This is a genomic window from Sinomonas sp. T428B, assembly GCF_056780155.1.
In genome coordinates this window covers 3,784,110-3,806,344 of the sequence record NZ_JBRAZR010000001.1, presented here as the reverse complement: position 1 = coordinate 3,806,344, position 22,235 = coordinate 3,784,110, and the positions used below count along the sequence as shown (strand labels likewise).

At 71.1% G+C, this 22,235-nt stretch carries 25 protein-coding genes; 9 read left to right on the top strand and 16 right to left on the bottom strand.

The window, feature by feature from the left end; translation table 11 throughout:
* Positions 1-4: 4 nt before the first annotated feature.
* Positions 5-244, bottom strand: a complete 240-nt coding sequence (locus tag ACUYMY_RS17645) for a hypothetical protein (RefSeq protein ID WP_481704816.1) — start codon at positions 242-244, stop codon at positions 5-7.
* A gap of 269 nt (positions 245-513) precedes the next feature.
* Between ACUYMY_RS17645 and ACUYMY_RS17640 the strand changes: the two genes are divergently transcribed.
* A complete protein-coding gene (locus ACUYMY_RS17640) occupies positions 514-1,059 on the top strand; it encodes a hypothetical protein (protein ID WP_481704815.1) in 546 nt (181 codons plus the stop codon).
* Between the two features lie 15 nt (positions 1,060-1,074).
* Here the strand turns inward: ACUYMY_RS17640 and ACUYMY_RS17635 are convergent, their stop codons facing one another.
* The 3 genes from ACUYMY_RS17635 to ACUYMY_RS17625 all read right to left on the bottom strand — a co-directional run bounded on the left by ACUYMY_RS17635 (position 1,075) and on the right by ACUYMY_RS17625 (position 1,722).
* Positions 1,075-1,236: a hypothetical protein gene (locus ACUYMY_RS17635; RefSeq protein WP_481704814.1), complete on the bottom strand. Its 162-nt coding sequence runs from the start codon at positions 1,234-1,236 to the stop codon at positions 1,075-1,077.
* Positions 1,237-1,278: 42 nt separating this feature from the next.
* Entirely contained in the window at positions 1,279-1,425 is a 147-nt protein-coding gene (locus ACUYMY_RS17630) for a hypothetical protein (RefSeq protein ID WP_481704813.1), read from the bottom strand.
* 87 nt (positions 1,426-1,512) lie between these two features.
* Positions 1,513-1,722: a hypothetical protein gene (locus ACUYMY_RS17625; protein ID WP_481704812.1), complete on the bottom strand. Its 210-nt coding sequence runs from the start codon at positions 1,720-1,722 to the stop codon at positions 1,513-1,515.
* A gap of 400 nt (positions 1,723-2,122) precedes the next feature.
* Here ACUYMY_RS17625 and ACUYMY_RS17620 point away from each other — a divergent pair, with 400 nt between their 5' ends.
* On the top strand, positions 2,123-3,010 hold the full coding sequence (locus ACUYMY_RS17620) for an ABC transporter substrate-binding protein (protein WP_481704811.1): 888 nt from the start codon (positions 2,123-2,125) through the stop codon (positions 3,008-3,010).
* 81 nt (positions 3,011-3,091) lie between these two features.
* Here ACUYMY_RS17620 and ACUYMY_RS17615 read toward each other — a convergent pair whose 3' ends face one another.
* Entirely contained in the window at positions 3,092-3,991 is a 900-nt protein-coding gene (locus tag ACUYMY_RS17615; protein WP_481704810.1) for a LysR family transcriptional regulator, read from the bottom strand.
* A gap of 140 nt (positions 3,992-4,131) precedes the next feature.
* Here ACUYMY_RS17615 and ACUYMY_RS17610 point away from each other — a divergent pair, with 140 nt between their 5' ends.
* Together ACUYMY_RS17610 and ACUYMY_RS17605 are read left to right on the top strand one after the other, a co-directional pair.
* Positions 4,132-5,358, top strand: coding sequence for an aminotransferase-like domain-containing protein (locus tag ACUYMY_RS17610; protein WP_481704809.1), 1,227 nt, complete (start codon positions 4,132-4,134; stop codon positions 5,356-5,358).
* Positions 5,355-6,119 (top strand): SDR family NAD(P)-dependent oxidoreductase, encoded by a 765-nt coding sequence (locus ACUYMY_RS17605; RefSeq protein ID WP_481704808.1) that lies wholly within the window; start codon positions 5,355-5,357, stop codon positions 6,117-6,119. The genes ACUYMY_RS17610 and ACUYMY_RS17605 overlap by 4 nt, the downstream gene beginning before the upstream one ends.
* A 17-nt stretch (positions 6,120-6,136) precedes the next feature.
* Here the strand turns inward: ACUYMY_RS17605 and ACUYMY_RS17600 are convergent, their stop codons facing one another.
* The 9 genes from ACUYMY_RS17600 to ACUYMY_RS17560 all read right to left on the bottom strand — a co-directional run bounded on the left by ACUYMY_RS17600 (position 6,137) and on the right by ACUYMY_RS17560 (position 15,987).
* Positions 6,137-6,802 (bottom strand): GntR family transcriptional regulator, encoded by a 666-nt coding sequence (locus tag ACUYMY_RS17600; protein WP_481704807.1) that lies wholly within the window; start codon positions 6,800-6,802, stop codon positions 6,137-6,139.
* 63 nt (positions 6,803-6,865) lie between these two features.
* Positions 6,866-7,987, bottom strand: a complete 1,122-nt coding sequence (locus tag ACUYMY_RS17595) for a cytochrome P450 family protein (RefSeq protein ID WP_481704806.1) — start codon at positions 7,985-7,987, stop codon at positions 6,866-6,868.
* Entirely contained in the window at positions 7,984-8,718 is a 735-nt protein-coding gene (bioD, locus tag ACUYMY_RS17590; protein ID WP_481704805.1) for a dethiobiotin synthase, read from the bottom strand. Before bioD ends, ACUYMY_RS17595 begins: the two co-directional genes overlap by 4 nt.
* On the bottom strand, positions 8,715-9,869 hold the full coding sequence (locus tag ACUYMY_RS17585; RefSeq protein ID WP_481705097.1) for an 8-amino-7-oxononanoate synthase: 1,155 nt from the start codon (positions 9,867-9,869) through the stop codon (positions 8,715-8,717). The genes bioD and ACUYMY_RS17585 overlap by 4 nt, the downstream gene beginning before the upstream one ends.
* A gap of 8 nt (positions 9,870-9,877) precedes the next feature.
* On the bottom strand, positions 9,878-11,197 hold the full coding sequence (locus tag ACUYMY_RS17580; RefSeq protein WP_481704804.1) for an adenosylmethionine--8-amino-7-oxononanoate transaminase: 1,320 nt from the start codon (positions 11,195-11,197) through the stop codon (positions 9,878-9,880).
* Positions 11,194-11,469 (bottom strand): biotin synthase auxiliary protein BsaP, encoded by a 276-nt coding sequence (gene bsaP / locus ACUYMY_RS17575; RefSeq protein WP_481704803.1) that lies wholly within the window; start codon positions 11,467-11,469, stop codon positions 11,194-11,196. The genes ACUYMY_RS17580 and bsaP overlap by 4 nt, the downstream gene beginning before the upstream one ends.
* On the bottom strand, positions 11,469-12,473 hold the full coding sequence (gene bioB / locus ACUYMY_RS17570) for a biotin synthase BioB (protein WP_481704802.1): 1,005 nt from the start codon (positions 12,471-12,473) through the stop codon (positions 11,469-11,471). The genes bsaP and bioB overlap by 1 nt, the downstream gene beginning before the upstream one ends.
* A gap of 777 nt (positions 12,474-13,250) precedes the next feature.
* Entirely contained in the window at positions 13,251-14,516 is a 1,266-nt protein-coding gene (locus tag ACUYMY_RS17565; protein WP_481704801.1) for an HNH endonuclease signature motif containing protein, read from the bottom strand.
* 499 nt (positions 14,517-15,015) lie between these two features.
* Entirely contained in the window at positions 15,016-15,987 is a 972-nt protein-coding gene (locus ACUYMY_RS17560) for a LysR family transcriptional regulator (protein WP_481704800.1), read from the bottom strand.
* 102 nt (positions 15,988-16,089) lie between these two features.
* Here ACUYMY_RS17560 and ACUYMY_RS17555 point away from each other — a divergent pair, with 102 nt between their 5' ends.
* Positions 16,090-16,398, top strand: a complete 309-nt coding sequence (locus ACUYMY_RS17555; RefSeq protein ID WP_481704799.1) for a CBU_0592 family membrane protein — start codon at positions 16,090-16,092, stop codon at positions 16,396-16,398.
* 27 nt (positions 16,399-16,425) lie between these two features.
* Here ACUYMY_RS17555 and ACUYMY_RS17550 read toward each other — a convergent pair whose 3' ends face one another.
* Positions 16,426-16,875 (bottom strand): SRPBCC family protein, encoded by a 450-nt coding sequence (locus tag ACUYMY_RS17550; RefSeq protein WP_481704798.1) that lies wholly within the window; start codon positions 16,873-16,875, stop codon positions 16,426-16,428.
* 103 nt (positions 16,876-16,978) lie between these two features.
* Between ACUYMY_RS17550 and malQ the strand changes: the two genes are divergently transcribed.
* The 3 genes from malQ (at position 16,979) to ACUYMY_RS17535 (ending at position 20,567) form a co-directional block, all read left to right on the top strand.
* The gene (malQ, locus tag ACUYMY_RS17545; protein WP_481704797.1) at positions 16,979-19,180 is read left to right on the top strand and encodes a 4-alpha-glucanotransferase; all 2,202 of its coding nucleotides are present in this window, start codon (positions 16,979-16,981) and stop codon (positions 19,178-19,180) included.
* A 224-nt stretch (positions 19,181-19,404) separates the two neighbouring features.
* Positions 19,405-19,872 carry a TetR/AcrR family transcriptional regulator gene (locus ACUYMY_RS17540; RefSeq protein ID WP_481704796.1) on the top strand — a complete coding sequence of 156 codons (468 nt, stop codon included), beginning with the start codon at positions 19,405-19,407 and terminating at the stop codon, positions 19,870-19,872.
* A gap of 266 nt (positions 19,873-20,138) precedes the next feature.
* The gene (locus ACUYMY_RS17535) at positions 20,139-20,567 is read left to right on the top strand and encodes a YybH family protein (protein WP_481704795.1); all 429 of its coding nucleotides are present in this window, start codon (positions 20,139-20,141) and stop codon (positions 20,565-20,567) included.
* Between the two features lie 6 nt (positions 20,568-20,573).
* On the opposite strand, the gene ACUYMY_RS17530 is transcribed toward ACUYMY_RS17535, so the two are convergent.
* Positions 20,574-20,939, bottom strand: a complete 366-nt coding sequence (locus ACUYMY_RS17530) for a VOC family protein (RefSeq protein ID WP_481704794.1) — start codon at positions 20,937-20,939, stop codon at positions 20,574-20,576.
* A gap of 115 nt (positions 20,940-21,054) precedes the next feature.
* On the opposite strand from ACUYMY_RS17530, the gene ACUYMY_RS17525 reads away from it, so the two are divergent.
* Positions 21,055-22,233: an MFS transporter gene (locus ACUYMY_RS17525; RefSeq protein ID WP_481704793.1), complete on the top strand. Its 1,179-nt coding sequence runs from the start codon at positions 21,055-21,057 to the stop codon at positions 22,231-22,233.
* Positions 22,234-22,235: the final 2 nt, after the last annotated feature.

Below are 22,235 nucleotides of genomic sequence, written 5' to 3'. Positions count from 1 at the left end.
GCCCTCACCTCCCGGGCTCGAGCGGCCCGGCGATGCGGACCGCGAGTTCCGGCGGGCAGCCCCGGTCCACGAGGTTGAGGAGCTCGTGGATGTCCACGCCCCGCGTGGCCGCCATCCGTGCCGCGAGAGTAGCAGGGAACCCGGCGTCGCGGAGCAGGCGGGCGCGCCACGCCACGATCCGTTCCCCTTCGTCGCGGGGCGCCTCGGCCCCGCTGCGCGTTTCCGCGTCCCACTGGATGCTCATACCCCATGAGTGTCCGCCGAGGCGCGGTTCTTACCTCCGGTAAGACCGCAGTTCTGCGCGCCACTAAGGAGGCACGGGCGAGCGCCCGCAACGAGAAAGGAGGCCATCATGGAACACCGGGCTTCGGACGGGCGGCTGGCCGCCGCCGCGCTCATCGCCTCGCTCGCCGTCGGCGGCGGGCTCGCCGGCTGCGCAGCGCAGCCGACGGCGACGGGTCACCACGGGCAGCACGCGGTCGCCGCTGCGGTGGGGAGGTCGGCGACGCCTCCGTGCCGGCGGCGCAGATGCGGCTCCGGATGGACATGCGGCTGCTGTGGAACCAGCACATGGAGTGGACGCGCATGGCCATCACGGACTTCGCCGCGGGCTCGCCGGGGTTCGGGGCCACCGTGGACCGGCTGCTCGAGAACCAGGCCGACATCGGCGCCGCGATCGCGCCGTTCTACGGCGACTCGGCGGCGAACCGCCTGACCGCGCTCCTGCAGGAGCACATCGCGGGCTTCGTCACCCTCCTGCAGGCCGCCAGGGCAGGCGACACCGCCGGGGTGGCGGCCGCGGCGTCGGCTGCGTATGCCAACGCCGACGCGATCGCGGACTTCCTGTCCTCGGCCAACCCGAAGAACTGGCCGCAGGCGGAGATGCGGGACATGATGAAGGGCCACATCGACCAGACGACCGTGTACGCGGCTGACGAGCTCACCGGCAACTACGCCCACGGCATCGACGTCTACGACGAGGCCGAGGCGCACATGCTCATGCTCGCGGACGACCTGAGTGGCGGGATCATCGCGCAGTTCCCGGGGGCCTTCCGCTGATCCGCGTGCCGCCTGCTATCGGCGGGGCCGGGTCATCCAGCCTGCAGAGAGGCCCCCGCCGCCGAGCGTCATGAGGCCCAGCCCGCCGGCGAGGGCGAGGTGGGTCTCCGACAGCAGCGTGCAGGCCACTCCCGCTGCCAGGATCAGGACCATCGCGGTCATGTAGACGTGGAACATGGGGGTGTCCGCCGAGTTCTCTTGTGCTGCTGCTCTGCGCGGCTAATCCGTCTCGGGTCCTGAGCAGTACACGCAGGAGGCGTCCTCGCAGTGGAACGTGCCTCGGGAGGCCGCGTTCATCGGCGCCGAGATGACGCTCTCCTGGCCGATCAGGGGGAGCGAGATGGTGGAGGTATCTGACTGCTTCATTGCATCAGCCTCTCGTGAGGGGTGGGGCGAGCCGTTGGAGGGAAGGGGAGCAAGGCGGGCAGCCGCCCTGGGGAGAGAAGCGGGCGGTCAGCCGAAGGACGGGGCGTCGCCCGGTCCGAGGGCGAGCATGGTCACGTCCCTGTCCGCGCCGCGGTCGATGGCCACGCAGCCCTCGCTGTTGAGGAACATCCAGTCCTCCCCGGAAATGCGGGAAGTGGGAGTGTGGATGCCGTGGCTGTGTCCCAGCGGGAGTCGCTGGGCCATCTTCCGTTGTGCGCAGAGGGATCGCGATTTCATGATGCCGCTCCTTTGTTTCCTCAAGTATCTCGCGCCAACAGTTGATTGTCAACAATTTACTGTTGGCTAGATCACATCCGAACGAGTGCCGCTGGACAGTGCTGTGTCAAGGGAGGTGGGAATCTCGGGCTCTTCGTCTCGGCGCAAGCGCCATCGAGGGAGCCGCTGGTGTGCCGGGGAAGGTGTCTCGGTGTCTACGGGAGCGCCAGGAACGTGAAGCTGGACTTAACGGTATGGCCAAGGCGATTCGCGTTCCTCTTGCAGGTAGGAGTTCCTAGCGTGGGTGACGAAAATCACTTCGGCTTCAGGAGGTACCTTGATCAGGCTCACGCCAACACTCCGCCTCGCACGGCGAGGGACCACGACGACACGAAACAAGCTTCACATCGCTGCCGCGGCCTTGGCCCTCCTCCTGACCCTGACCGGCTGCGGCAACGCTGCCGGCGCCACGGCTGCGAACCCCAGCTCCACCGAACGCGGCCTGAGGGACATCTCCGAGGGCGTCCAGCCGGACCCGAAGGCTGTGAGCCTGGTCCCGCAGTCGATCAGGGACAAGGGCGAGCTCACGGTTGCAACAGACCTGCACGACCCGCCGACTGACTTCCTCGCCGAGGACAACCAGACCCCCATCGGTCTCAACCCGGACATCGCGCGGCTCATCGCCAAGAAGCTCGACCTCAAGCTCAGGTTCGTGGACACGAAGTTCGACTCGATCATCCCGGGCCTTGATGGCGGCCGTTTCGACTTCACCGTCTCGACCATGGCGAAGACCGAGGAGCGGCTCAAGGTCCTGGACATGATCGACTACTTCAAGGGCGGCACCTCCATCGGAGTGAACGCGGGCAACCCGCAGAAATTCACCAACGAGACCCTGTGTGGGAAGAACGTTGCCGTCACCCAGGGCTCCACCGGGCAGCTGCTGCGGCTCCCCGCCCTGAGCGAGAAGACCTGCACCTCCCAGGGCAAGCCGGCCATCAACCCCGTGACCCTGCCGAACGTCCAAGAGGCCCTGGTCCAGCTGCATGCCAAGCGGATCGACGCGATCCTGTACGACACGACTGCACTCGCCTGGGCGCAGAAGCAGCAGCCGGGCTCGTTCCAGATGCTCACCCCGCCGCTCAACGTCGGTGGCACCGGTATCACGGCCGTGGGCTTGAAGAAGGGCTCGCCGCTGACCCCCGCCATGCAGGCCGCCATCCAGTCGATCCTGGGAACCCCGGAGTACAAGGAGGCCCTCGAGACCTGGGGTCTTGAGTTCGGGGCCGTCGCCGACGCCAAGCTCAACTAGCGCGCAGGTCACCGGTCCCCGCCCACGGCCGCAGCGTCGTGGGCGGGGAGGCCCACCTCGTCACCCTCCCGGCGCGCGCCCTCAAGGGGCGGAAGGAGCCTGGAGATACCCGAGCACCGCGGCCACGGCTGGTCGGTTCTGGGCTCCCGGGCGAACTACTGCATAGACGTCTCGGTGGAGTTCAGTGACGGAGCTCTGCGGCCAGTCGAAGCGGTACGTCGGTTCCTGGAGTGGGACGCTCGAGCCGCCGAACAGCATGTCGGGAAGCAGGGCTGCGGCCATCCCTGCCACCGCGAGGCCATGGTGGAGGCGCAGATCGGGTGATTCGAATCGGACAAGGGGCTCGAATCCGGCCTCCCGGCACAGACGCCTCGCCCAGTGTGCCGCATCGGTCTCGGCGGGCTCGAACACCCAAGGCAGCCGGGCCAGCTCGTGCAACGAGCCCACCTCGTGGGGGACGAAGGCAGTGAAGCCGTCTCGCAGAAGGTGGAAGCGCCTCACTTCTGAAGCGACACGATGCGGGGAGTGCGGGTACTCGTCGATCACCGCGATGTCCGCGCGTCTCCCGGTCACCACGTCGAGGGCCGCAGCGGGTTCCAGCTGGTCGAACTCCAGGACGACATCGGGGTGCGTCTCGGCCAAGCGACGCACCACGTCCGGCAGATATCGCAGTGCGAAGGTGCTGAATGCAGCAAGCCGCACGACGCCCTGCACGCGGCTCCGCCGCCCTTCGAGCTCTGCTTCAGCGTCCTCGAGGACAGCGACAACCTGATCGGCGGTGCGGGCGAGCTGACGTCCGGCCTGGGTGAGATGCACGTGCCGGCCGACCTGCTCGAGCAGGCGCAGGCCGACCTCGTCTTCGAGCTTGGCAAGCTGTTGTGAGATGGCTGAGGAGCTGATGCCTACGGAGCGGGAAACAGCCGCGATGCTCCCGCGTGCTCCCAGTTCCCGCAGCAGCACCAGCCGCCGAACATCAAGCATGATCTGTCCATCCTCGTGAGCCCTTGGCATACCCGCATCGTGAACTTTGGCTTAAGGATATCGCCAAGACGATGCCCGTTCCTCTTACGGGTTGGTGTTCGTAGCGTTGGTGAGGAATCACTTCGGCTCCAGGAGGTACCTTGACCACGCCAACACTTCGCCTCGCCTCGCGGGCCAGCCTGCTCGGGGGCTCCGTGATCGATTCCTCCACGTCGCTGCTCGCGAGCCAGACGCACGACATCGTGCGCTTTGCGATGGGCGCCCCCAACGCAGAGCTCGTCCCCGAGGCGGACTTCGCGCGTCTCTTCGCGGCCGCTCCCGCCGGCAGTTTCGACTACGGGGCGACCGAGGGGGAGCCCGAGCTCCTTGCCCAGGTGCAGTCCTACCTGCAGCGCCAGGGCCTCGAGGCTGATGCAGGCCGTCTGCTGATCACGACCGGCGGCATGCAGGGTCTCGACATCGCCTTCAAGCTGCTGGTTGATCCGGGCGACCTCGTGGTGGTCGAGGCGCCGACCTACACGAATGGCATCGGCACTGCGCTGAGCTACGAGGCCAGCCTGCTGGAGGCGCCGATCGACGACGACGGGATGATCGTCGAGGCGCTCCCAGACCTCGTCGCCCGCACGGGCAAGACCCCCCGGGTCATCTACACCATCCCGAACTTCCAGAATCCCTCGGGGGCCACGCTCTCTGAGCCCCGCCGTCGGCTCCTGCTCGACCTCGCCGAGGAATGGGACGCCGTCATCATCGACGACGACCCGTACGGGGCCCTGCGCTTCGACGGCACGGACGTTCCCGGCTTTGGGGAACTGAGTCCCGGCAATCCGCGCGTCGTGCAGGTCCGCACCTTCTCGAAGATCCTGGCCCCCGGCCTGAGGATCGGCTGGATGGACCTGGACCCTGCGCTGCGACAGCTCGCGGTCAACGCCAAGCAGGCCATGGACACCTGCACGAACGTGCCGCTGCAGCACGTCGTGGCGGCCTACCTGGCCGAGGGGGCCCTGGATGCCCACCTTTTGCGCCTGCGCGCCGTCTACCGCGACCGGAAGGAAGCGCTCCTGGGGTCTCTGGGCGAGCGATTCGGCAGCGAGGTCGTCGCCACCCATCCCGAAGGCGGCTTCTTCCTCTGGCTCACCCTTGACGGCCGCTACCGGGACATTGACACAGAGAAGCTCTTCCCCAGGGCGCTGGCCCATGGCGTGGCCTATATCCCCGGGCCCGCGTTCGCGGCTTCAGGCGGTTTCCACAACGCCCTCCGGGTGTGCTTTGCCACCTCGACGCCCGAGCGGATCAGGGAGGGCGTCGAGCGGCTGGGTGCGGCCCTCGATGAGGAGCTGCTTGTCGCCGCGGGGGAGGCCGCCCGATGACCGCGGCAGCCCAGCCGGCGCGGACCGCACTCGTCACCGGCGCCACCTCAGGCATCGGGATCGCGATCGCGAAGCGGCTGGCGGCCGACGGGCTCACCGTCGTCGTCAGCGGCCGCTCCACAGAGCGCGGCGAAAGCGTCGCCCGCGAACTCGGGCGGGACGCGCACTTCCTTCGGGCCGACCTCGCAGAGCCAGATGCCGCAGACGCCCTCATCGAGAAGACTCTGAAGCTCGCCGGCCGTCTCGACGTCCTCGTCAACAACGCGGCGATCGACCATGTCGGCCCCCTGCTGGACGTCCCGGCACACGAGATCGTGCAGACCTTTGAGACGAACACGTTCGGTGCGATCTCCTGCCTCCAGGCGGCAGGCCGCGCGATGAGGGACAGGGGCGACGGCGGGGCGATCATCAACATCACCTCGCGGCTGGCGAGCATCGGCGTGCCGACGATGTCGATCTACAGCGCCAGCAAGGGGGCCATGCTCGCTCTGACGAGGGCCGCTGCCGTGGAACTCGCCCCGCATAACATCCGCGTCAACGCGATCGCACCGGGAATGACCAACACCCCCCTCTATGCCGAGTGGGTGTCGAACCAGGAGGACCCCGAATCGACCATGCGCCGCGTGGCTGACGCCATCCCGCTCAAGCGCATCGCGGAGCCGGACGACGTCGCCGCCGCGGTCGCCTATCTGGCCAGCCCGGAGGCCTCCTATGTCACCGGAGTCTCGATTCCGGTCGACGGCGGATATCTCGCGCAGTAGTCGAGGACGCTACTGCTCTACTGCTCGGCCGGGACGAGCCTCATGAGGGCGTCGTCCTTGTGGGCGTCCAGCCGCTTCATCACGAGAGCCTCCTCGCCGTCCCGGATGGCCTCGGCGATGCCTCGATGCTCGGCCACCCGAGCCGCCTCGTCCTCGTAGCTGCCCTCGAGCCGATTGAGGCAGATGCGTGTCTCCGTGAGCAGGGTGGCGTGCATCCTCGAGAGCCTCGGGCTGGCGGCCAGAGCCACGAGCCGCTCATGGAAGGCGAGGTCCGCCTCGGAGATGGCCTCGAGGTCGTCTGCCTTCCTGGCCTCGTCCATGCGCTCGACGCAGAGGAGCAGCTCCACGCCCGCGGCCGCGTGGTCGCCGGCGAGGAGGATCTCCGAGGCGCCCTTCTCCAGGGACGTCCGAACGTGATAGATGTCCCGCAGATCGTCGGGGCCGAAATCGCGGACGAAGACCCCCTTGTTGCGGATGCTCTCGACGAGGCCCTCTTGGGCGAGGCGCTGGATCGCCTCACGGACGGGCCCCCGGCTCACCCCGAGCTCGCCCGCAATGTCCATCTCCACGAGCTGAGACCCGGGAGCCAGCGTCCCGTTGGCGATGAACTTCCTCAACTGGTTGGCGATGAGGGTCGGCGTGGACTCTTGTTTGATCGGCTGGAAGGCCTGCTGCGCTGTCATGTTCCCCTGACCTCAACGAGATACAACCTTGTCAACAATCATAGGAGACGGGATACCGGCAGCTCATCCGGCCACGAGCACCGCCCGCGGCGCCTGGAAGGACAGCAGGCGCACCCACTCCGGCTCGGGATCCGCGAGCCGGACGGCGGGCAGGGCTGCGGCGGTCTCCTGGACGACGACGGCGGCCTCCAGTTCCGCGAGCTTCGCGCCGAGGCAGCGGTGGACGCCCGAGCCGAACGCGAGGGAGTAGTCGGTGGCCCGAGCGCCGCTGGCTGCCCCGTCGCTGGCCGTATGGTTTCCGGTCAGCTCGAGGAGGATCTCGGCCCCGGCCGGGACCGCCTGCCCGCCGATCGTCGTCTCGTGCGCGGCGACGCGGCGCCACGTGGGCACCGAGGACTCGATGGCCAGGATGTGCCGCACGGCCCGCCGCGCGCCGTCAGCCCCCGCGCCGTCAGCCCCCGCGGCCTCGGCCCACGTGACCGGGCACGACCCCTCGGCCAGCCGGAACAGCACGGTGCTGATGAGCTGCGTCGTCGTCTCCTGCCCCGCGATGAGCAGGAAGTAGCCCAGCGAGCAGATCTCCGGGGTTGAGAGCCCGTGCCTGTCCAGCGCCGCGAACAGGTTCCGCTCGGGGGAGGCCACGGACGCCTTCACGAGGTCCCGGAGCCAGCGGTAGAAGTCCGCAGCGCCGCGGGCGAGCTCGAGCTGCCGCGCGTCGTCGGGCCAGCCCCAGAACAGCTCGAGCGAATCCCGGCTCCAGGCCTTGAGCGCCGAGAGCTCGTCGTCGGGGACCCGGAGCCCGAGCAGCTCGAGCATGACCTGGGCGGGCGGGAGCGCCGCGACGGCCTCGACGAGGTCCACATGTCCCCGCGCCGCGAGCCGCGCCGCGGCCGCGCTCGCGGACTCCCGGGCGAGCTCCCGGATGCGCGGCTCGATCCCGGCGACGGTCGCGGGCGTGAAGAACCCCGCCACGACCTTCCGGATGCCCGCGTGCGTGGGCGAGTCGTTGCTCGCGAGGATCGGCGGCAGCGCGAACCGCGCCCCCTGCAGGACCCGCAGCGACGGCCCCGTGAGCGGCGTGACCGCGACGAGGGCGTTGGCCGGGCTGAAGTCCTGCGGCCGGTGCAGGACTTCGCGCACCAGATGCGGCTCGCGGACGACGACGAAGCCCGCCGGGGCGCTCACGCCGGCACCTCTTCATCGATGAGCGGCCCCTCGGCCAGCTCATCCACCAGCCCCCCGAGCCACGTGGACGCCTCGGCCCGGAAGCGATCCGGCTCGAGCTCCGAGGCCCGCTCCGGGATCGCCCCGAGCAGGGGGACGATTCCGCTGGAGAGGGTCGCGAGGTTCCCGCGCTCGGCCAGGCCGGGCTCGCCGGGCCGGGAACCCACGACGAGCCCCACGACGGGGAGGCCCCTTCGCTCGAGCGCCTCGAGCGTGAGCGCCGTGTGGTTGAGCGTGCCGAGGGCCGCGCGGGTGACGAGGACGAAGCCGTGGGCGCCGACGCCGGCCCCCAGCGCGAAGGCGAGGTCCGCGAGGGTGGCGCCGTCGTCGTCGAGCTCGACGAGGAGCCCGCCCGCGCCCTCGACGAGAACGTGGTCGTGGGCGGCGGCGAGCTCGGCGATGCGCGCGGCGTGCTCGACGGCGGCCGGCAGCCGCGCGGCGTCGAGCACCGCGGCGGGGCGCGGGGCGAGGGGCTCGCCGAGCACGGCGCCCGCCTCCGCCGTCGCGATCCCGGAGAGGCGGAGCACCTCGGCGATGTCCGAGTCGCCGTGGCGGGCGCCGGTCTGGCACGGCTTGTAGACGGCCACGGCGCGGCCGCGGGCCGTGAGCGCGGCGGCGAGGGCCGCCGTCGTGATCGTCTTGCCGACGCCGGTGTCCGTCCCGGTGACGAACAGGATGCGGGGGAGGGTCATGCCGGTGTCCTCGCGCTCTCAGAGACGGCACTGCCCAGGACGGAACAGGCCTCCTCGATGTCTTCGGGGGTGAGCCCGGCGTGTGCCGTGAGGCGGAGCCGGGAGATGCCGTCCGGGACCGACGGCGGGCGGAAGCAGCCCACGCGCACGCCGGCGTCGGCGGCCGCGCGGGCGGCGGCGGCCGCGGCCTCGGCCGAGGGCATCGCGAGCGACTGGACAGCGCCAGCCCCCGCCGAGACCGGCCCGAGCCCCGCGAGGCCGGACGCGATGAGGCCCGCGTTCGCGCGGACGCGCTCGGCCCGCCACGGCTCGTCGCGGACGATGCGAAGGGCGGCCAGCGCGGCCGCGGCCGAGGCGGGGGCGAGCGCGGTGTCGAAGATGAAACTCCGCGAGCGGTTGACGAGGTGCTCGCGCACGAGCGCCGAGCCGAGGACGGCGCCGCCCTGGCTGCCGAGGGCCTTGGAGAGCGTCGCGGTCACGATCACGTGCGGGCTCCCGGCCAGCCGCGTGCCGGCCACCGCGCCGCGGCCGCGGAACGCCCCCGTTCCGGCCACGCCGAGGCTGTGCGCCTCGTCGACGAGCAGCACGGCGTCATGCTCCTCGGCCACCGCGAGCAGCCGCTCGAGGGGCGCCGCGTCCCCGCCGACGCTGTAGATGGACTCGACGGCGATGAGAGCGCGCGGTTCGCCCCGCTCGGCGAGGAGGCGCGCGACGTCGTCCGCGTCATTGTGCGCGAACGTCACCACCCGTGAGCGGGAGAGCCGGCAGCCGTCGACGAGGGAGGCATGGCAGTGCTCGTCGGCGAGGATGAGCGTCCCGGGCCCGCCAAGCGCGGTGACGACACCGAGGTTGGCCAAGTACCCCGAGGAGTAGACGAGACCGGCCTCCAGCCCCGTGGCCGCGGCGAGCCCGGCCTCGAGCGCGAGGTGCAGCTCGGTGGTGCCGGCGACGAGCCGGGACGCGGTCGAGCCGGCGCCCCATGTGCGGGCGGCGTCGGCGGCGGCCTGGGCGAGGCGCGGGTCCCGGGCGAGGCCGAGGTAGTCGTTGCTCGCGAGGTCGATGCTGCGCTCGCCGGCCCGCCGGGCCACGGGGCGGCGGACGAGCCCGCGGCGCTCGCGGACGTGGGACTGCTGCTCGAGCCAGCGGTTCATCGAGTGGCTCATGCGGTGACCCTCTCGTGGACCTCTTCCACGGCCCCGATGATCCCGGCGGCGATCGTCGCGACGTCCTCCGCCGTGCTGATGTACGGCGGCATCGTATAGACGAGGTTCCGGAACGGGCGCACCCACACCCCGCGCCGGAGGGCCGCGCGCGTGACGGCGGGGACGTCGACGTCGTGCGCGAGCTCGACGACGCCCACGGCGCCGATCGTGCGGACGTCGGCGACGGCGTCGAGCGCCTGTGCGGGGGCGAGCCGGCAGGCGAGGCCCGATTCGATCCGGCGGACGTCCTCGCGCCACGCGCCGCCCCCGATGATGCCGAGGCTCGCGTTCGCGACGGCGCACGCGAGTGGGTTGGCCATGAACGTGGGCCCGTGGAGGAGCGCGCCGGCCGAGGAGACGGCGGCCGCGACCTCGCCCGTGCACAGCATCGCGGCGAGCGTGAGGTAGCCGCCCGTGAGCGCCTTGCCGACGCACAGGATGTCCGGCACGACGCGGGCGTGGCCCGCGGCGAAGAGCTCGCCCGTGCGGCCGAAGCCGGTCGCGATCTCGTCGAGGATGAGCAGGAGGCCGTGCCGGTCCGCGACCTCGCGCAGGATCCGGACGCACTCCGGCGGGTAGGCGTGCATGCCACCGGCGCCCTGCAGCACGGGCTCGGCGACGATCGCCGCGAGCCCGTCCGCGTGGGCCGCGGCGAGGCGCTCGACGGCGTCGCGCCAGGCGGCGACGTCCTCCGGCGTCGCGGTGGCCGCGGCAGGCGGTCGGGGCGCGAAGACATTCGCGGGCACGAGGCCGCCGAAGGCCGCGTGCATGCCGTCCACGGGGTCGCACACGGACATCGCACCGACGGTGTCGCCGTGGTAGCCCCCGCGCAGGGCGAGGAACTTCTGCCTGTTCGGCCGGCCCGCCGCGGCCTGGTACTGGACCGCGAGCTTGAGCGCGACCTCGACGGACACCGAACCCGAGTCGGCGAGGAAGACGCGCTCGAGCGCGGGCCGCCCCGGGTCTGCGGGCGCCATCGCGACGAGCCGCTCGGCGAGCTCGACGGCCGGATCGTGCGTCAGTCCGCCGAACATGACGTGGCTGAAGCGCGAGAGCTGGCGCTTGGCCGCGGCGTCCAGGAGGGGGTTGCGGTAGCCGTGGATGATGGACCACCACGAGGACATCGCGTCGACCGCCTCGTGGCGCGCCCCGCCGTCGTCCCTCAGCCGGAGGGTCACGCCCTCGGCGTCCTCGACCTCCCACAGCGGCAGCGTCGGCGAGGCCGCGGCGTACGGGTGCCAGAGGGCGGCGCGGTCGCGGGCAATGAGGCTGGTCACGAGACTGCCCCCGGTGCGGTTCCCGCGGTGAGCGTCCCGTGCCGCGAGCACTCGGCCGTCCAGCCCATCGGCGTGACCTGGACCTTCATTCGGCGCCGGCAGGACGCACAGTAGCGCGGCGGCTCCATCGCGAGGCGCTGCTTGCAGCGCTCGTGGCCAGGAGACGGCGGGTTGGCAGACGACGGCGGGTTGGCAGACGACGGCGGGTGCGCGCCCGGCGTCGTGCGCTCGCCGCAGTGCCCGCAATACAGCTGGGTGGAGGCCTCCTGCATCAGAGCGACTTCTGGAGTTCCCGGATGGGCATGTTGAGCTCGACGAGGAGGTCGAGGTCGGCGTCGGCGGGGCGGCCCAGGGTCGTGAGGTAGTTGCCGACGATCACGGCGTTGATGCCTCCGAGCAGGCCCTCGCGTGTGCCGAGGTCCCCGAGGGTGAGCTCGCGGCCGCCGGCGTAGCGGAGCACGGTGCGGGGCATGGCGAGCCGGAAGGCCGCGATCGCGCGTAGGGCGTCCTTGCCGTCCATGACGGACAAGTCCTCGAGCGGGGTGCCGGGGCGGGGGTTGAGGAAGTTGAGCGGGACCTCGTGGGGCTCGAGGGCGGCGAGTTGGGCCGCGAGCTCGGCGCGCTGCTCGACGGTCTCGCCCATGCCGATGAGGGCGCCGCAGCACAGCTCCATGCCCGCGTCCTTGACCATGCGGCACGTCTCGAGGCGCTCCTCGTAGGTGTGCGTCGTGACGACTTCGGGGAAGTAGCTGCGGGCCGTCTCGAGGTTGTGGTTGTAGCGGTGCACGCCCCATTCCGCGAGCTGGTCGACCTGACGCTGCGTGAGCATGCCGAGAGAGCAGGCGATGTTGATGTCCACCTCCTCGTTGATCCGGTCGATGGCGAACTTGATCTGGTTCATGAGCTTGATGTCCGGGCCGCGGACGGCGGCGACGATGCAGAACTCGGTCGCGCCCGTGGCGGCGGTCTCCTTGGCCGCCTTGACGAGCTCGGGGATGTCGAGCCACACGCCGCGCACAGGGGAGTCGAAGAGGCCGGACTGGCTGCAGAAGTGGCAGTCCTCGGGGCAGCCGCCGGTCTTGATCGAGATGATGCCCTCGACCTCGACGTCCTCGCCGCAGTGCTCGATCCGGACCTCGTGCGCGAGCTGGAGGGCCGCGGGGATGGCCTCGTCGGGGAGGCGGAGGACCTCGAGGATCTGCGCCTCGCTGAGCCCGAGGCCCTCGTGCAGAACCTGCTTCCGGGCCGTCTCGAGAATGGCGTAGCCGCTGGTCATCGTTGATCCTCCAGGTCCGTCGCTTCCGCCGGCGGCCGATCTGGCTGCCGGTCACAAGCGAAGGTAGCCGCGCGCGGGGAGGGCGATTTTGTGGGGGGTCTACAAGAGGACTGGCGTGGTTTTGACCGTGGGCAGCAGTTGCGCTCAGAGGTGCATCAGCGGATGCCGGTGTCGCAAGAGATGTCCGCGCGGGTCGAGGAGCCCGGTTGCACGGTGACCGGGGTGTCAGGGCAGAGCGGCCAGCCGGAGGAGGTGACGACCACCAGCGCGTAGCTTCCCGGCGACAGGTCGAGAACGTAGCGACCGGAGGAATCGCTGTGGGCTGACGCCACGGTGATGCCGCTGGAGTTCCGGGCGTCAATGCCTGCCGAAACAGGCTGCGGAGGGCAGGGCTGGTCTGGCCTCTCGACGGGGCAGGTGGGGCCCGCCGTCACGTAGCCGTACGCGCCTTGGCCTGATGGGGGCGTGATGGGAGGGGCCGAGGCTGTCCCTGTGGGGCTCGGTGGGAGGGACGTGGCCGAATGCGGCGGCGTGGGCGAGGACGAGCCGGAACCGTTAGTGCCCGCGCTAGCCGTCCCTGAACCAGCCGTGCCCGAGCTAGCGGTGCCGGAACCGGCCCCCGACGAGCTGCTGCCGGTCGCTCCCGAGAGGCCCCCGCTGCCGCACGACGCCAGGAACAGGGCCGCCGCGATGACTGGGGCGGCCAGTGCCGTTCCGGGTCTCATGGCGCCCCATCGTTTCACTGCGTGGTCAGCGCGTCGAGGATTGCCGGGCAGCTCAGAACGGTGGTGGTGGGTCGGCGTGGGGGCAGGTGATGTAGCGCTTGCCCGAGGGGCCGGTCCATTCGAGGGTTCCGGGTGGGGCGCCTGGCGGATCGACTCCGGTCGGTTGGTCGTTCGTCTCGTCCGTCCCGGTCGAGGCTGCCTCGTTCTCGGTCGGGGTCCCCGCCACGGCGTCCGCCCCGATGTGGCGGACGGTCCAGAGGCCGAGGGTCTTGAGGCGGTGGTGCTCGGGGCACAGGAGGGCGAGGTTGCCGACGTCGGTCTCCCCGCCCTGGGACCATTCGTGGGTGTGGTCGGCCTCGGTCGCGGCGGCGGGCTTGTCGCAGCCCGGGAAGCGGCAGGTGCCGTCGCGCAGGGCCAGGAAGCGGCGCATCGCCGCGGTGGGGGCGTAGCGGACCCGCCCGATCGCCAGCGGCGCCCCGGTGAGGGGCGCGACGACGAGCCGGGTCCAGAGCTGGGTCTGCGCGGCGAGCCGGCGGGCGGCCTCGGGGTCGATGGGGCCGTAGCCGAGGATCTCCCCCGGCGCCTCCGAGGCCCCGGCCAGGGTCGCGGCCGGCACGGTCACGACAAGCTCCATGCGCACCCCGCCGGCCGGCGTCGGGACACCCGCGGCACCGTCGCCGACGGACCCAGGGCCGCCGACGGCGGCAGGGAAAACGGGCGAGCCGGTTCCGGTGCCGGTGAGGAGGTCGATGAGGGCGTCGGCGCGGAGCTGGTTGACAGTCCGCGCCTCCCCGGGGGCCTGGAGGGAGCGGGCGATCGCGGTCAGGCGGGTGTCGATCAGCGCGCCGGTCTCCAGCGGCAGGTAGGCGGTGAGGTGGCACATGCCGTCCCCGGCCGGGACGAGGTCCACGCGCCGGTCGGCGGCGGCCTTGGCCTTCCGCACGGCCAGGGGCTCGTCGGCGTAGTCCTCGGCCAGGCGCCGCAGCCGCCGCCCCAGCGCCGGGACGGTGGGGACCCGGTCGGGGTCCTGCGGGGCGGCGATCGGGGCCGCGGCCGCGGCGAAGTCGGCCAGCCGGGACGCCGGGACCGGGATCGCGGCGTCAAGGACCACGGCGGCGCGGCGGCGGGTCAGCCGGCCGGCCTGCATGGCCTCGAACACCGGGGCGTACGCCGGGGCGGTCAGGGCCGGGGATTCCTCGACCAGGGCCCGGGCGCTGCGCTGGGAGGTCCTGAGCCGGGCGGCGATCTCGGACGCGGCCAGCCCCGGGGCCTCGAGCCGCTCCCCGGGGTCCTCGGAGTCCCCGCCGTAGGCGTGCACGAGCCCGGCGATGCCGAACGCCCGCCGGCCTCCAGCCGGGCGACGGCGGCCTCGGTCCCGGCGATGGAGTCGACCAGGGATGCCGCGTGCAGGACCCTGGCCCGCGGCATCGCGCCCAGGGCCGGGCTGGTCAGGGTGCACTCCATCAGGTCCGCGTCCGGGTCGAAGTCCGGCACGTCCCGGGTAAGGACCGCCAGCTCCGCCTCGTCCCGGGCCTCCATCATCCGCTCGTACCCCGGCTCCCCCGGGTCCATCCGGTCCGGATCGACATACCGGGCCGGGTCCTCGTCCCACGGCGCCGGATCCGGCGGCACGGACGCCAGCCACCCATCCGGATCCTCCCGGCCCGGCCCTTCGTCGAAGACGTCTTCCCCTCCCATGGACCAACCCTCGCACGCACCTCCGACAATTCTCGCCGGAGGCCATGGACTCCTGGGTGGACCGGGAGCGCAACCCGGCCCACCGCCGTCGTGCGCATGCTGCCCCGCCAGGACGGAGCTCAGCGCCGCATGAAGGTGCGTTCGGCGCTGCCCCCCGGCCCCGGCCTCGGCGTCCCCGCCTGCGCGTCGAACCCGGCGACCGATTCACGCAGAAGCCGGGCGACGGTGTCGACGGGCATGCTGATGGGCCGCCGCCGGGCGAACCGGCGCAGGACGATGCGCCGCGTGCCGAGGCCGGGGACGTCGAGGACGTCGACGCCGTCCTGCACGACGCCGATCAGGGCCAGCGCGGGGACGACGGCCGCACCCTCCCCGGCCGCGACCAGCGCCAGCGCTGTCAGCGTCTCCTGGTACTGGTGGACGGTCTCGATGCGGGCACCCGTCGCGCGCCACAGCCTGCCGAGGACCGACGTGCTGGCGGACTCCGCCACGACGCCGAGCCACGGAATCGGCAGGCGGGCCAGGTCGACGTTCTCCGTGTCGAGGAGGGCGCCGGACGGGACGACAAGCTTCCACGGCTCGTCCAGCAGGGGCTCCTCCGACATCCCGGCGGGAAGTGAGCGCTGCTCGGCAGCCATGGAATCGAGCTCGACGACGACGGCGTCGAGCTCGCGCTGGCGGAGCTGCCGCGTCAGTGACGCAAAGTTGTCCTCGATGACCTGGATCCGCAGCTGCGGGTACTGGACGCGCCACTCGGGCAGGCGTGGGATGACCATCGTGCGGACGAAGCTCGTGAAGCCGCCCAGCCGCACGACTCCCGCAAGCTCCGCCCCTCCCTCCATGCGGGAGCGGGCGGTGTTGAGCGCGCGCTCGATCTCCTCGGCGGCCTCGGCCATGGCCAGGCCGGCGGCAGTCAGGACCGAGCCGCGCGGAGTCCGCACGACCAGGGCATGGCCCGTCTCCTCCTCCAGCCTGTTGAGCTGCTGGGACACGGCCGACGGCGTGATCCCCAGCTCGTCGGCGGCGGCGAGAACGCCTCCGGTGCGGGCTATGGCGAGCAGGATGCGCAGCCGGCGAGGGTCGATCTCCATATTCAGTAGTGATAAACCATGTCTGCAGCAGAGTGCAATTGATCTAAACGCCTGATCTCGCGATCATTGCTGCTGGAACCACTGTGCGAGGAGGGAGACGCGATGCTGGCCGCAGCTCTGGGCTGGATGGGGACGGCCGGGACGTTCATGGCATACGTGATGCTCTCGAGAGGGCGGCTCGCGGCGGAATCCCGGATGTACGCGACTCTGAACATGGTCGGCGGCCTGCTTGGCGGGACCGCGTGCGTGCTCTACGGCGCCTGGCCGAGCGCCGCGGCGAACTTCGCCTGGGCGGGCCTTGGTCTTCACGGCATGGTCAAGGCCTTTCGCCGCGTGAGTCCAGCTGAGGCTGAACCGAGCCCGGCACCGAGCCATGCCGGTTCGCCAGACGCCCGTCTCTCGCAGGCCTGAACGCCAAGTGCCTCTGATCTGGCCTTTCTAACGCTCCGCGTCGCGGTTGCCCTCCATGTAGGCCTTGACCGCCTCAAGCTCCTTGCGGATGCCGCGCTTGAACTCGCCCTCCATGAGCGGCTGCATCAGGCGCCACCAGCCTTTGAGTTGGGCGGTGCCGGCCATGGTGAATTCCGAGCCGCCGCTGGCCGGAGCGAGGGTGAAGCGGCCTTGGTAGTCCATGGCCGGGGACGTAGCCGTGAATCCCATCATGGAGCCAGGGGCAAACTCGGTGACCTCGCAGTTCGCCGTGGTGCGGCGCGGCCCCATCTTCACGTCTTCGGTGAAGCGCGTGCCCACCCTGGTCGGTCCCGGCGTGACGACCGTGGAGGTGACGACCTCGGACTGCCACTTGCGGATGTTGTTGAGATCGGCGATGAAGGCAAAGACGTCCTCCGCTGGCCGCGCGATCGTGATGCGGTCCTCGATGCTGATCACGGAAGCATCTTCCGGCAAGGGCACACTCGGGGCCATAGTTCGATGTGAGGTTCTTCGATGTCGTCACCTGCCCCACACCCGAGGTCCACATAGAGTGGTCGGCATGGCGGAGGATCTGGCAGCAGGGCCGCTCGAGGAGCTGGCCGCAGCACATCGCGTGAGCACGTCCTTCTATGGCTGGGACGGGGTCCAGCGGAGGGTCTCCCCGGAGACCCTGCGCTCGGTCCTGGCGGCGCTCGGGGTGCCAGCGGAGTCGCCGGCGGAGGTGCGGGCGTCCCTCGACGACGTCGCGCTCGCGCCGTGGCGGCGCACTCTGCCGCCGGTCGTCGTCGTGCGCGAGGGCGAGGCTCGCACCGTCCCGGTCCACGTCCCGCACGGCAGCCGGGTGCGGGTGTGGATCGAGGCTGAGGACGGCTCGCGCCACGAGATTGCGCAGGTCGACAGCTGGGACGCGCCGCGAGAGGTCGACGGCGTCGTGACCGGCCGCGCGCTCTTCGCCGTCCCCGAGCGCCTGCCGCTGGGCTGGCACACGCTGAACGCGGCGCACGACGGCGGGGCGGCGGCGTGCGCGCTCGTCGTCACCCCCGCGCGGCTCGCCACGACGGACGCGCTCCGCGACGAGCGGCACTGGGGCCTCATGGCCCAGCTCTACTCGGTCCGCTCCGAGCGCTCGTGGGGGATCGGCGACTTCGCCGACCTCGCGGACCTGGCCGCCATCTCGGCCGCCGAGGGCGCGGGCTTCGTGCTCGTCAACCCGCTGCACGCCGCCGAGCCGGCGCCGCCGCTCGAGGACTCGCCCTACCTGCCCACCACGCGGCGCTTCGTCAACCCGATCTACGTCCGCCCCGAGGAGATCCCCGAGTACGGCTACCTCGACCCGGCCGAGCGCGCCGCCGTCGCGGACCTCGCGAGCCGCCTCCACGCGGCCAACCGGGCGCCTGGGCTGCTCGAGCGGAACGAGGCCTACGCGGCGAAGCTCGCCGCCCTCGAGCTCATCCACGCCGTCCCGCGCAGCCCCGCGCGGCAGCGGGCGTACGAGCGGTTCACTGCCGAGCTCGGCAAGGGGCTCGAGGACTTCGCGCTGTGGTGCGCGCTCACGGAACGGGCTTCGGCGGAGCGCGTGGGCGGAGCCGGCGCGCACGACGGCGCCGCAGCCGCTGAAGCGCTCGCCGCCGGCCCGGCGTCGGACGCCGCGCGCGGCCAGCGGGCCGAGCTCGCGGACCGCGTCGAGTTCCACATGTGGCTGCAGTGGATCTGCGACACCCAGCTCGAGGCCGCCCAGGCCGCCGCGCACAGCGCGGGGATGGGGCTCGGCGTCGTGCACGACCTCGCCGTGGGCGTCAACGCGGCGGGGGCCGACGCGTGGACGCTCTCCGACGTACTCGCCAAGGGCGTCACGGTCGGCGCGCCGCCGGACATGTTCAACCAGCAGGGCCAGAACTGGAGCCAGCCGCCCTGGCACCCGGGCCGGCTCGAGGCCTCCGGCTACGCCGCGTACCGGGACATGCTGCGCACGATCCTCCGGCACGCGGGCGGGCTGCGCATCGACCACATCCTCGGCCTGTTCCGGCTGTGGTGGATCCCCGTGGGGGCGGGGCCGCAGGACGGCACGTACGTCTACTACGACCACGAGGCGCTCATCGGCATCCTCGCGCTCGAGGCGCAGCGCGCGGGCGCCATCATTGTCGGCGAGGACCTCGGCGTCTTCGAGCCCTGGGTGCGCGACTACCTCTCAGAGCGGGCCATCTTCGGCACCTCGATCCTGTGGTTCGAGCACGACGCCGGCGGCCCCCTCGCGCCCGAGGTGTACCGGCAGGCGTGCCTCACCTCGGTCAACACGCACGACCTGCCGCCGACGGCGGGCTACCTCGCCGGGGAGCACGTGCGGCTCCGGGAGTCGCTCGGCCTGCTCCGCCGGCCTGTCGAGGAGGAGCTCGCCGCGGCGCTCGCCGAGCAGGAGGCGGTGCTCGAGCGTCTCCGGGAGCGCGGGCTCCTGCCGGCGTCCACGGACCCCCACGCCGGGTTCGCGGACCGCAGCCCCGAGGAGGTCCAGCGGATCGTCGAGGCGCTCTACGCATACACGGCCCTCACGCCGTCGTCCCTGCTCGGCGTTGCGCTCGTCGACGCAGTGGGTGAGACGCGCACGCAGAACCAGCCCGGGACCTCGGACGAGTACCCGAACTGGCGCATCCCGCTCGCCGGGCCGGACGGGAAGCCCGTGCTGCTCGACGAGCTCGCGGGGAACCCGCGGTTCGGCTCGCTCCTCGCTGTGGTGCGGGAGGCGATGGGGGAGCGGCGGGGCTAGGGCGTGCCCGCCTGGATCTGGACCTGGTGTTGCCCTTGGATCATGACGTATCACTGACCGAAACGTGTGTATTCCCCGCTCGGATGCTGAGCCACAGCGATCGCTGTCAACTAGCCAGTTACTTCCCATGCTGGGGGAATGGCGAGAGATGCAGAAGCAACCAGGCAGCGGATCCTGAAGGCGGCAGAGGGGGAGTTCGCCCGCTATGGAATAGCGGGGCGCGGGTGGACCGCATTGCTGAGGCGGCGCTGGCCACCAAGGCCATGCTGTACCGGTACTTCGGCAGCAAGGAGCGGTTGTTCGACGAGCTCTTCTCCCAGCGGGTGGTTGCAGTCGTGCAGGAGACCGAATTCGATGCGCTGGACCTGCCGGCCTATGCGGCCAGGACCTTCGATCTCTGCCAGAAGGACCTCAATGTCCTGAGGCTCACCAACTGGTACATCCTTGAACGCCAGGCGGCCGACCTCGAAGCCCTCGTGGCCTCACACAGGGAAAGCCTCTCCCGGATCGAAAGCGCCCAGAAGGCCGGCCACCTTCGCGCGGACCTCACGCCCATCGCGCTGCTGACCAGCGTGCGCGCCCTGGCCATGACCTGGCACACCCTCACGCCAGAGATGGCGCGGTCAAAACTTCCCAGCGTCGAGCGCCGCCGCGAAACCATCAAGGAGAACGTACGGAGGCTCCTTGACTAGGGCGTCGAGCACGTTGCGGCTCCAGCAGCACGCGCCGAGGCCGAGCGCATGCCGCCCCGGACTGCCACCCGCCGTCGTCCGCGAAGAGGAAGCAGAGCCGCCGTGACCACCGTCCCAACCCTCACTGCCGTCGATCCCGCCTCCGCCCAGGAGCGGGAGAGCGCCCTGGCCGACCCCGGCTTCGGGAGGTACTTCACCGACCATATGTTGTTCCTCGCAACGGAAGCTAGAATCGCTGGTCCTACGAGGATTGCAGGAGGGCTTCCGTGGACCTCGAATCCGTCCTGAAGGAGTACGACGTGAGTCTGGACGCCTTTGCCAGGGGTGACGCTGACCCTCTCAAACGCCTTTGTTCCCGCGCAGATGATGTCGTCCTGGCCAACCCGTTCGGTCCTGCAGTCCGAGGCTGGACGGACGTCGATGCCCGGCTCGACTTCGCCGCCGCACGGTTTCGCGACGGAGCGATGGCTCCTTCCAGCATGGTTTCGTCCTTCACCTCCGGAAATCTGGCGGTCGTTCACACTGTCGAGGACTGGTCAGCCAAGGTCTCGGGACGCGCGAATGCCGACAGCTTCCGGCTCCGCGTGACGACCGTGTTCCGCCTGGAGGACGGGGCTTGGCGCGTCGTGCTCCGTCACGCGGATCCGATCAGCAATGAAAACGAGGACGGGCCGATCAGGGGCCGGCTGGGTTAATCAGTGTCAGTCGAAGGGCGAGACGCGGATCAGGTTGCCGTCCGGGTCGGAGATGACGAAGGTGCGTCCGAAGACCTCGTCGTGCGGCTCCTCGACGATGTCGACGCCCTTCTCGACCCATTGCTCGAAGAGGCCGTCGACTGAGGCGGACGATCTCGGCAGCATCAGGCCGACCTCGGAGGAGCGCGGCGTCTCCTGCGTGACGGCCTCCCCTCGGCCGTTCCACAGCGCGAATAGGACCCCCGGGGCTACCTCGAAGGGCACGTAGCGCGGGGTCAGCATGAGCGGGGCGATCTCGAACAGGCTGCTGTAGAAGTTTGTGGCCCGCTCGATGTCGGTCACGTAGACGAGGAAGAGGTTCGGAGCTGGCATCGGTTCTCCTGGGGATAGGGGGGAGTGCAGATTCGAAGCTCACGTGCGTGTTGTCCCTCACCCTAGCCAGTCGCGCAGGCTTCGCGGCCGTACGCAACGGGTAGAGTCACGTCCCGTGACCAGTTCCCTCGGCCGTCGCTCCATGGCCCTCCTGCTGGTCCACTCGGCGCTCATCCAGGCAGCCACGTTCCTGATCCGCCCGGCCACCACCTACCGGGCCCTCGAGCTCGACGTCCCGGACTTCGCGCTCGGCGCGCTCGCGGCCACCTACGCCCTGTTCCCGCTCCTGCTGGCCATCCCCACGGGGGCGCTCGTGGACCGGCTGGGGGAGAAGCGGCTCATGGTGTTCGGCTCCCTCGTGGTCCTCGCGTGCTCTGCGTTCCTCCTGCTCTGGGGGCAGTCCGTGCCCGCGCTCATCGTGGGGAACGCCCTCCTCGGGGCCGGACAGCTCGCGTGCGTCGTGGGCCAGCAGGCGGCGATCGCGAACAACACCGCCCCCTCGCGGCTCGACGCCGCGTTCGGGTACCTGACCTTCGCCGCGTCCCTGGGCCAGGCGCTGGGCCCGCTGGCCATCGCCGCCGCCGGAGGGGCATCCGTCCGCCCCGACACCCAGGCGATCTTCGTGCTGGGGGCCGCGATGGGAGTCGTCCTCACCGCCACGGCGCTGGGCGTCTCCGGCAAGGCCACGAGGAGGCGCGCCCTCGCCGGAGGCACGCCGCTCAACGGAAGCGCCCTCTCGCTCCTCAAGACGCCGGGCGTCGCGAAGGCCCTCGTGACGAGCTCGGTCGTGCTCGCCGTCGTGGACCTGACGGTGGTCTACCTGCCGGCACTGGGCGAGGAGCGGGGCATCAGCGCCGGAACGATCGGCCTCATGCTCGCCGTCCGCGCCGCCTTCTCCATGGTGTCCCGGCTGGGCCTGGGAGCGCTCACGCGGCGCATAGGACGCACGCGGCTCCTCGTCTCAAGCCTCGTGCTGGCCACCCTCACCCTCGCCGCGGCCGCCGTTCCCATGCCGACGTGGCTGCTCTTCATCGTGCTGGCCGGCCTCGGCCTGGGCCTCGGGATCGGCCAGCCCCTGACCATGTCCTGGCTCTCGGGCAAGGCCCCGGAGGGCCAGCGCGGGCGGGCCCTGGCCCTGAGGCTCGCCGGAAACCGTGTCGGCCAGCTCATCCTGCCGACCGCCGTCGGGGCGATCGCCGCCTCCCTCGGGGCCGCTGGAGTCCTGCTCGCCTCGGCCGTCGTCGTCGGCGCGACCCTCCTGACGGTCAGGGGAGTGCGGCTCGACGAACCGTGACG

Bases quoted from the DNA above. Each gene is read 5' to 3' on its own strand.
- ACUYMY_RS17635 (WP_481704814.1), bottom strand. From the start codon at position 1,236: ATGTTCCACGTCTACATGACCGCGATGGTCCTGATCCTGGCAGCGGGA.
- ACUYMY_RS17605 (WP_481704808.1), top strand. From the start codon at position 5,355: ATGACCGCGGCAGCCCAGCCGGCGCGGACCGCACTCGTCACCGGCGCC.
- bsaP (WP_481704803.1), bottom strand. From the start codon at position 11,469: ATGCAGGAGGCCTCCACCCAGCTGTATTGCGGGCACTGCGGCGAGCGC.
- ACUYMY_RS17560 (WP_481704800.1), bottom strand. From the start codon at position 15,987: ATGGAGATCGACCCTCGCCGGCTGCGCATCCTGCTCGCCATAGCCCGC.
- ACUYMY_RS17530 (WP_481704794.1), bottom strand. From the start codon at position 20,939: ATGCCAGCTCCGAACCTCTTCCTCGTCTACGTGACCGACATCGAGCGG.
- bioD (WP_481704805.1), bottom strand. From the start codon at position 8,718: ATGACCCTCCCCCGCATCCTGTTCGTCACCGGGACGGACACCGGCGTC.
- ACUYMY_RS17615 (WP_481704810.1), bottom strand. From the start codon at position 3,991: ATGCTTGATGTTCGGCGGCTGGTGCTGCTGCGGGAACTGGGAGCACGC.
- ACUYMY_RS17585 (WP_481705097.1), bottom strand. From the start codon at position 9,869: ATGAACCGCTGGCTCGAGCAGCAGTCCCACGTCCGCGAGCGCCGCGGG.
- ACUYMY_RS17555 (WP_481704799.1), top strand. From the start codon at position 16,090: ATGCTGGCCGCAGCTCTGGGCTGGATGGGGACGGCCGGGACGTTCATG.
- ACUYMY_RS17600 (WP_481704807.1), bottom strand. From the start codon at position 6,802: ATGACAGCGCAGCAGGCCTTCCAGCCGATCAAACAAGAGTCCACGCCG.
- bioB (WP_481704802.1), bottom strand. From the start codon at position 12,473: ATGACCAGCGGCTACGCCATTCTCGAGACGGCCCGGAAGCAGGTTCTG.
- ACUYMY_RS17630 (WP_481704813.1), bottom strand. From the start codon at position 1,425: ATGAAGCAGTCAGATACCTCCACCATCTCGCTCCCCCTGATCGGCCAG.
- malQ (WP_481704797.1), top strand. From the start codon at position 16,979: ATGGCGGAGGATCTGGCAGCAGGGCCGCTCGAGGAGCTGGCCGCAGCA.
- ACUYMY_RS17625 (WP_481704812.1), bottom strand. From the start codon at position 1,722: ATGAAATCGCGATCCCTCTGCGCACAACGGAAGATGGCCCAGCGACTC.
- ACUYMY_RS17645 (WP_481704816.1), bottom strand. From the start codon at position 244: ATGAGCATCCAGTGGGACGCGGAAACGCGCAGCGGGGCCGAGGCGCCC.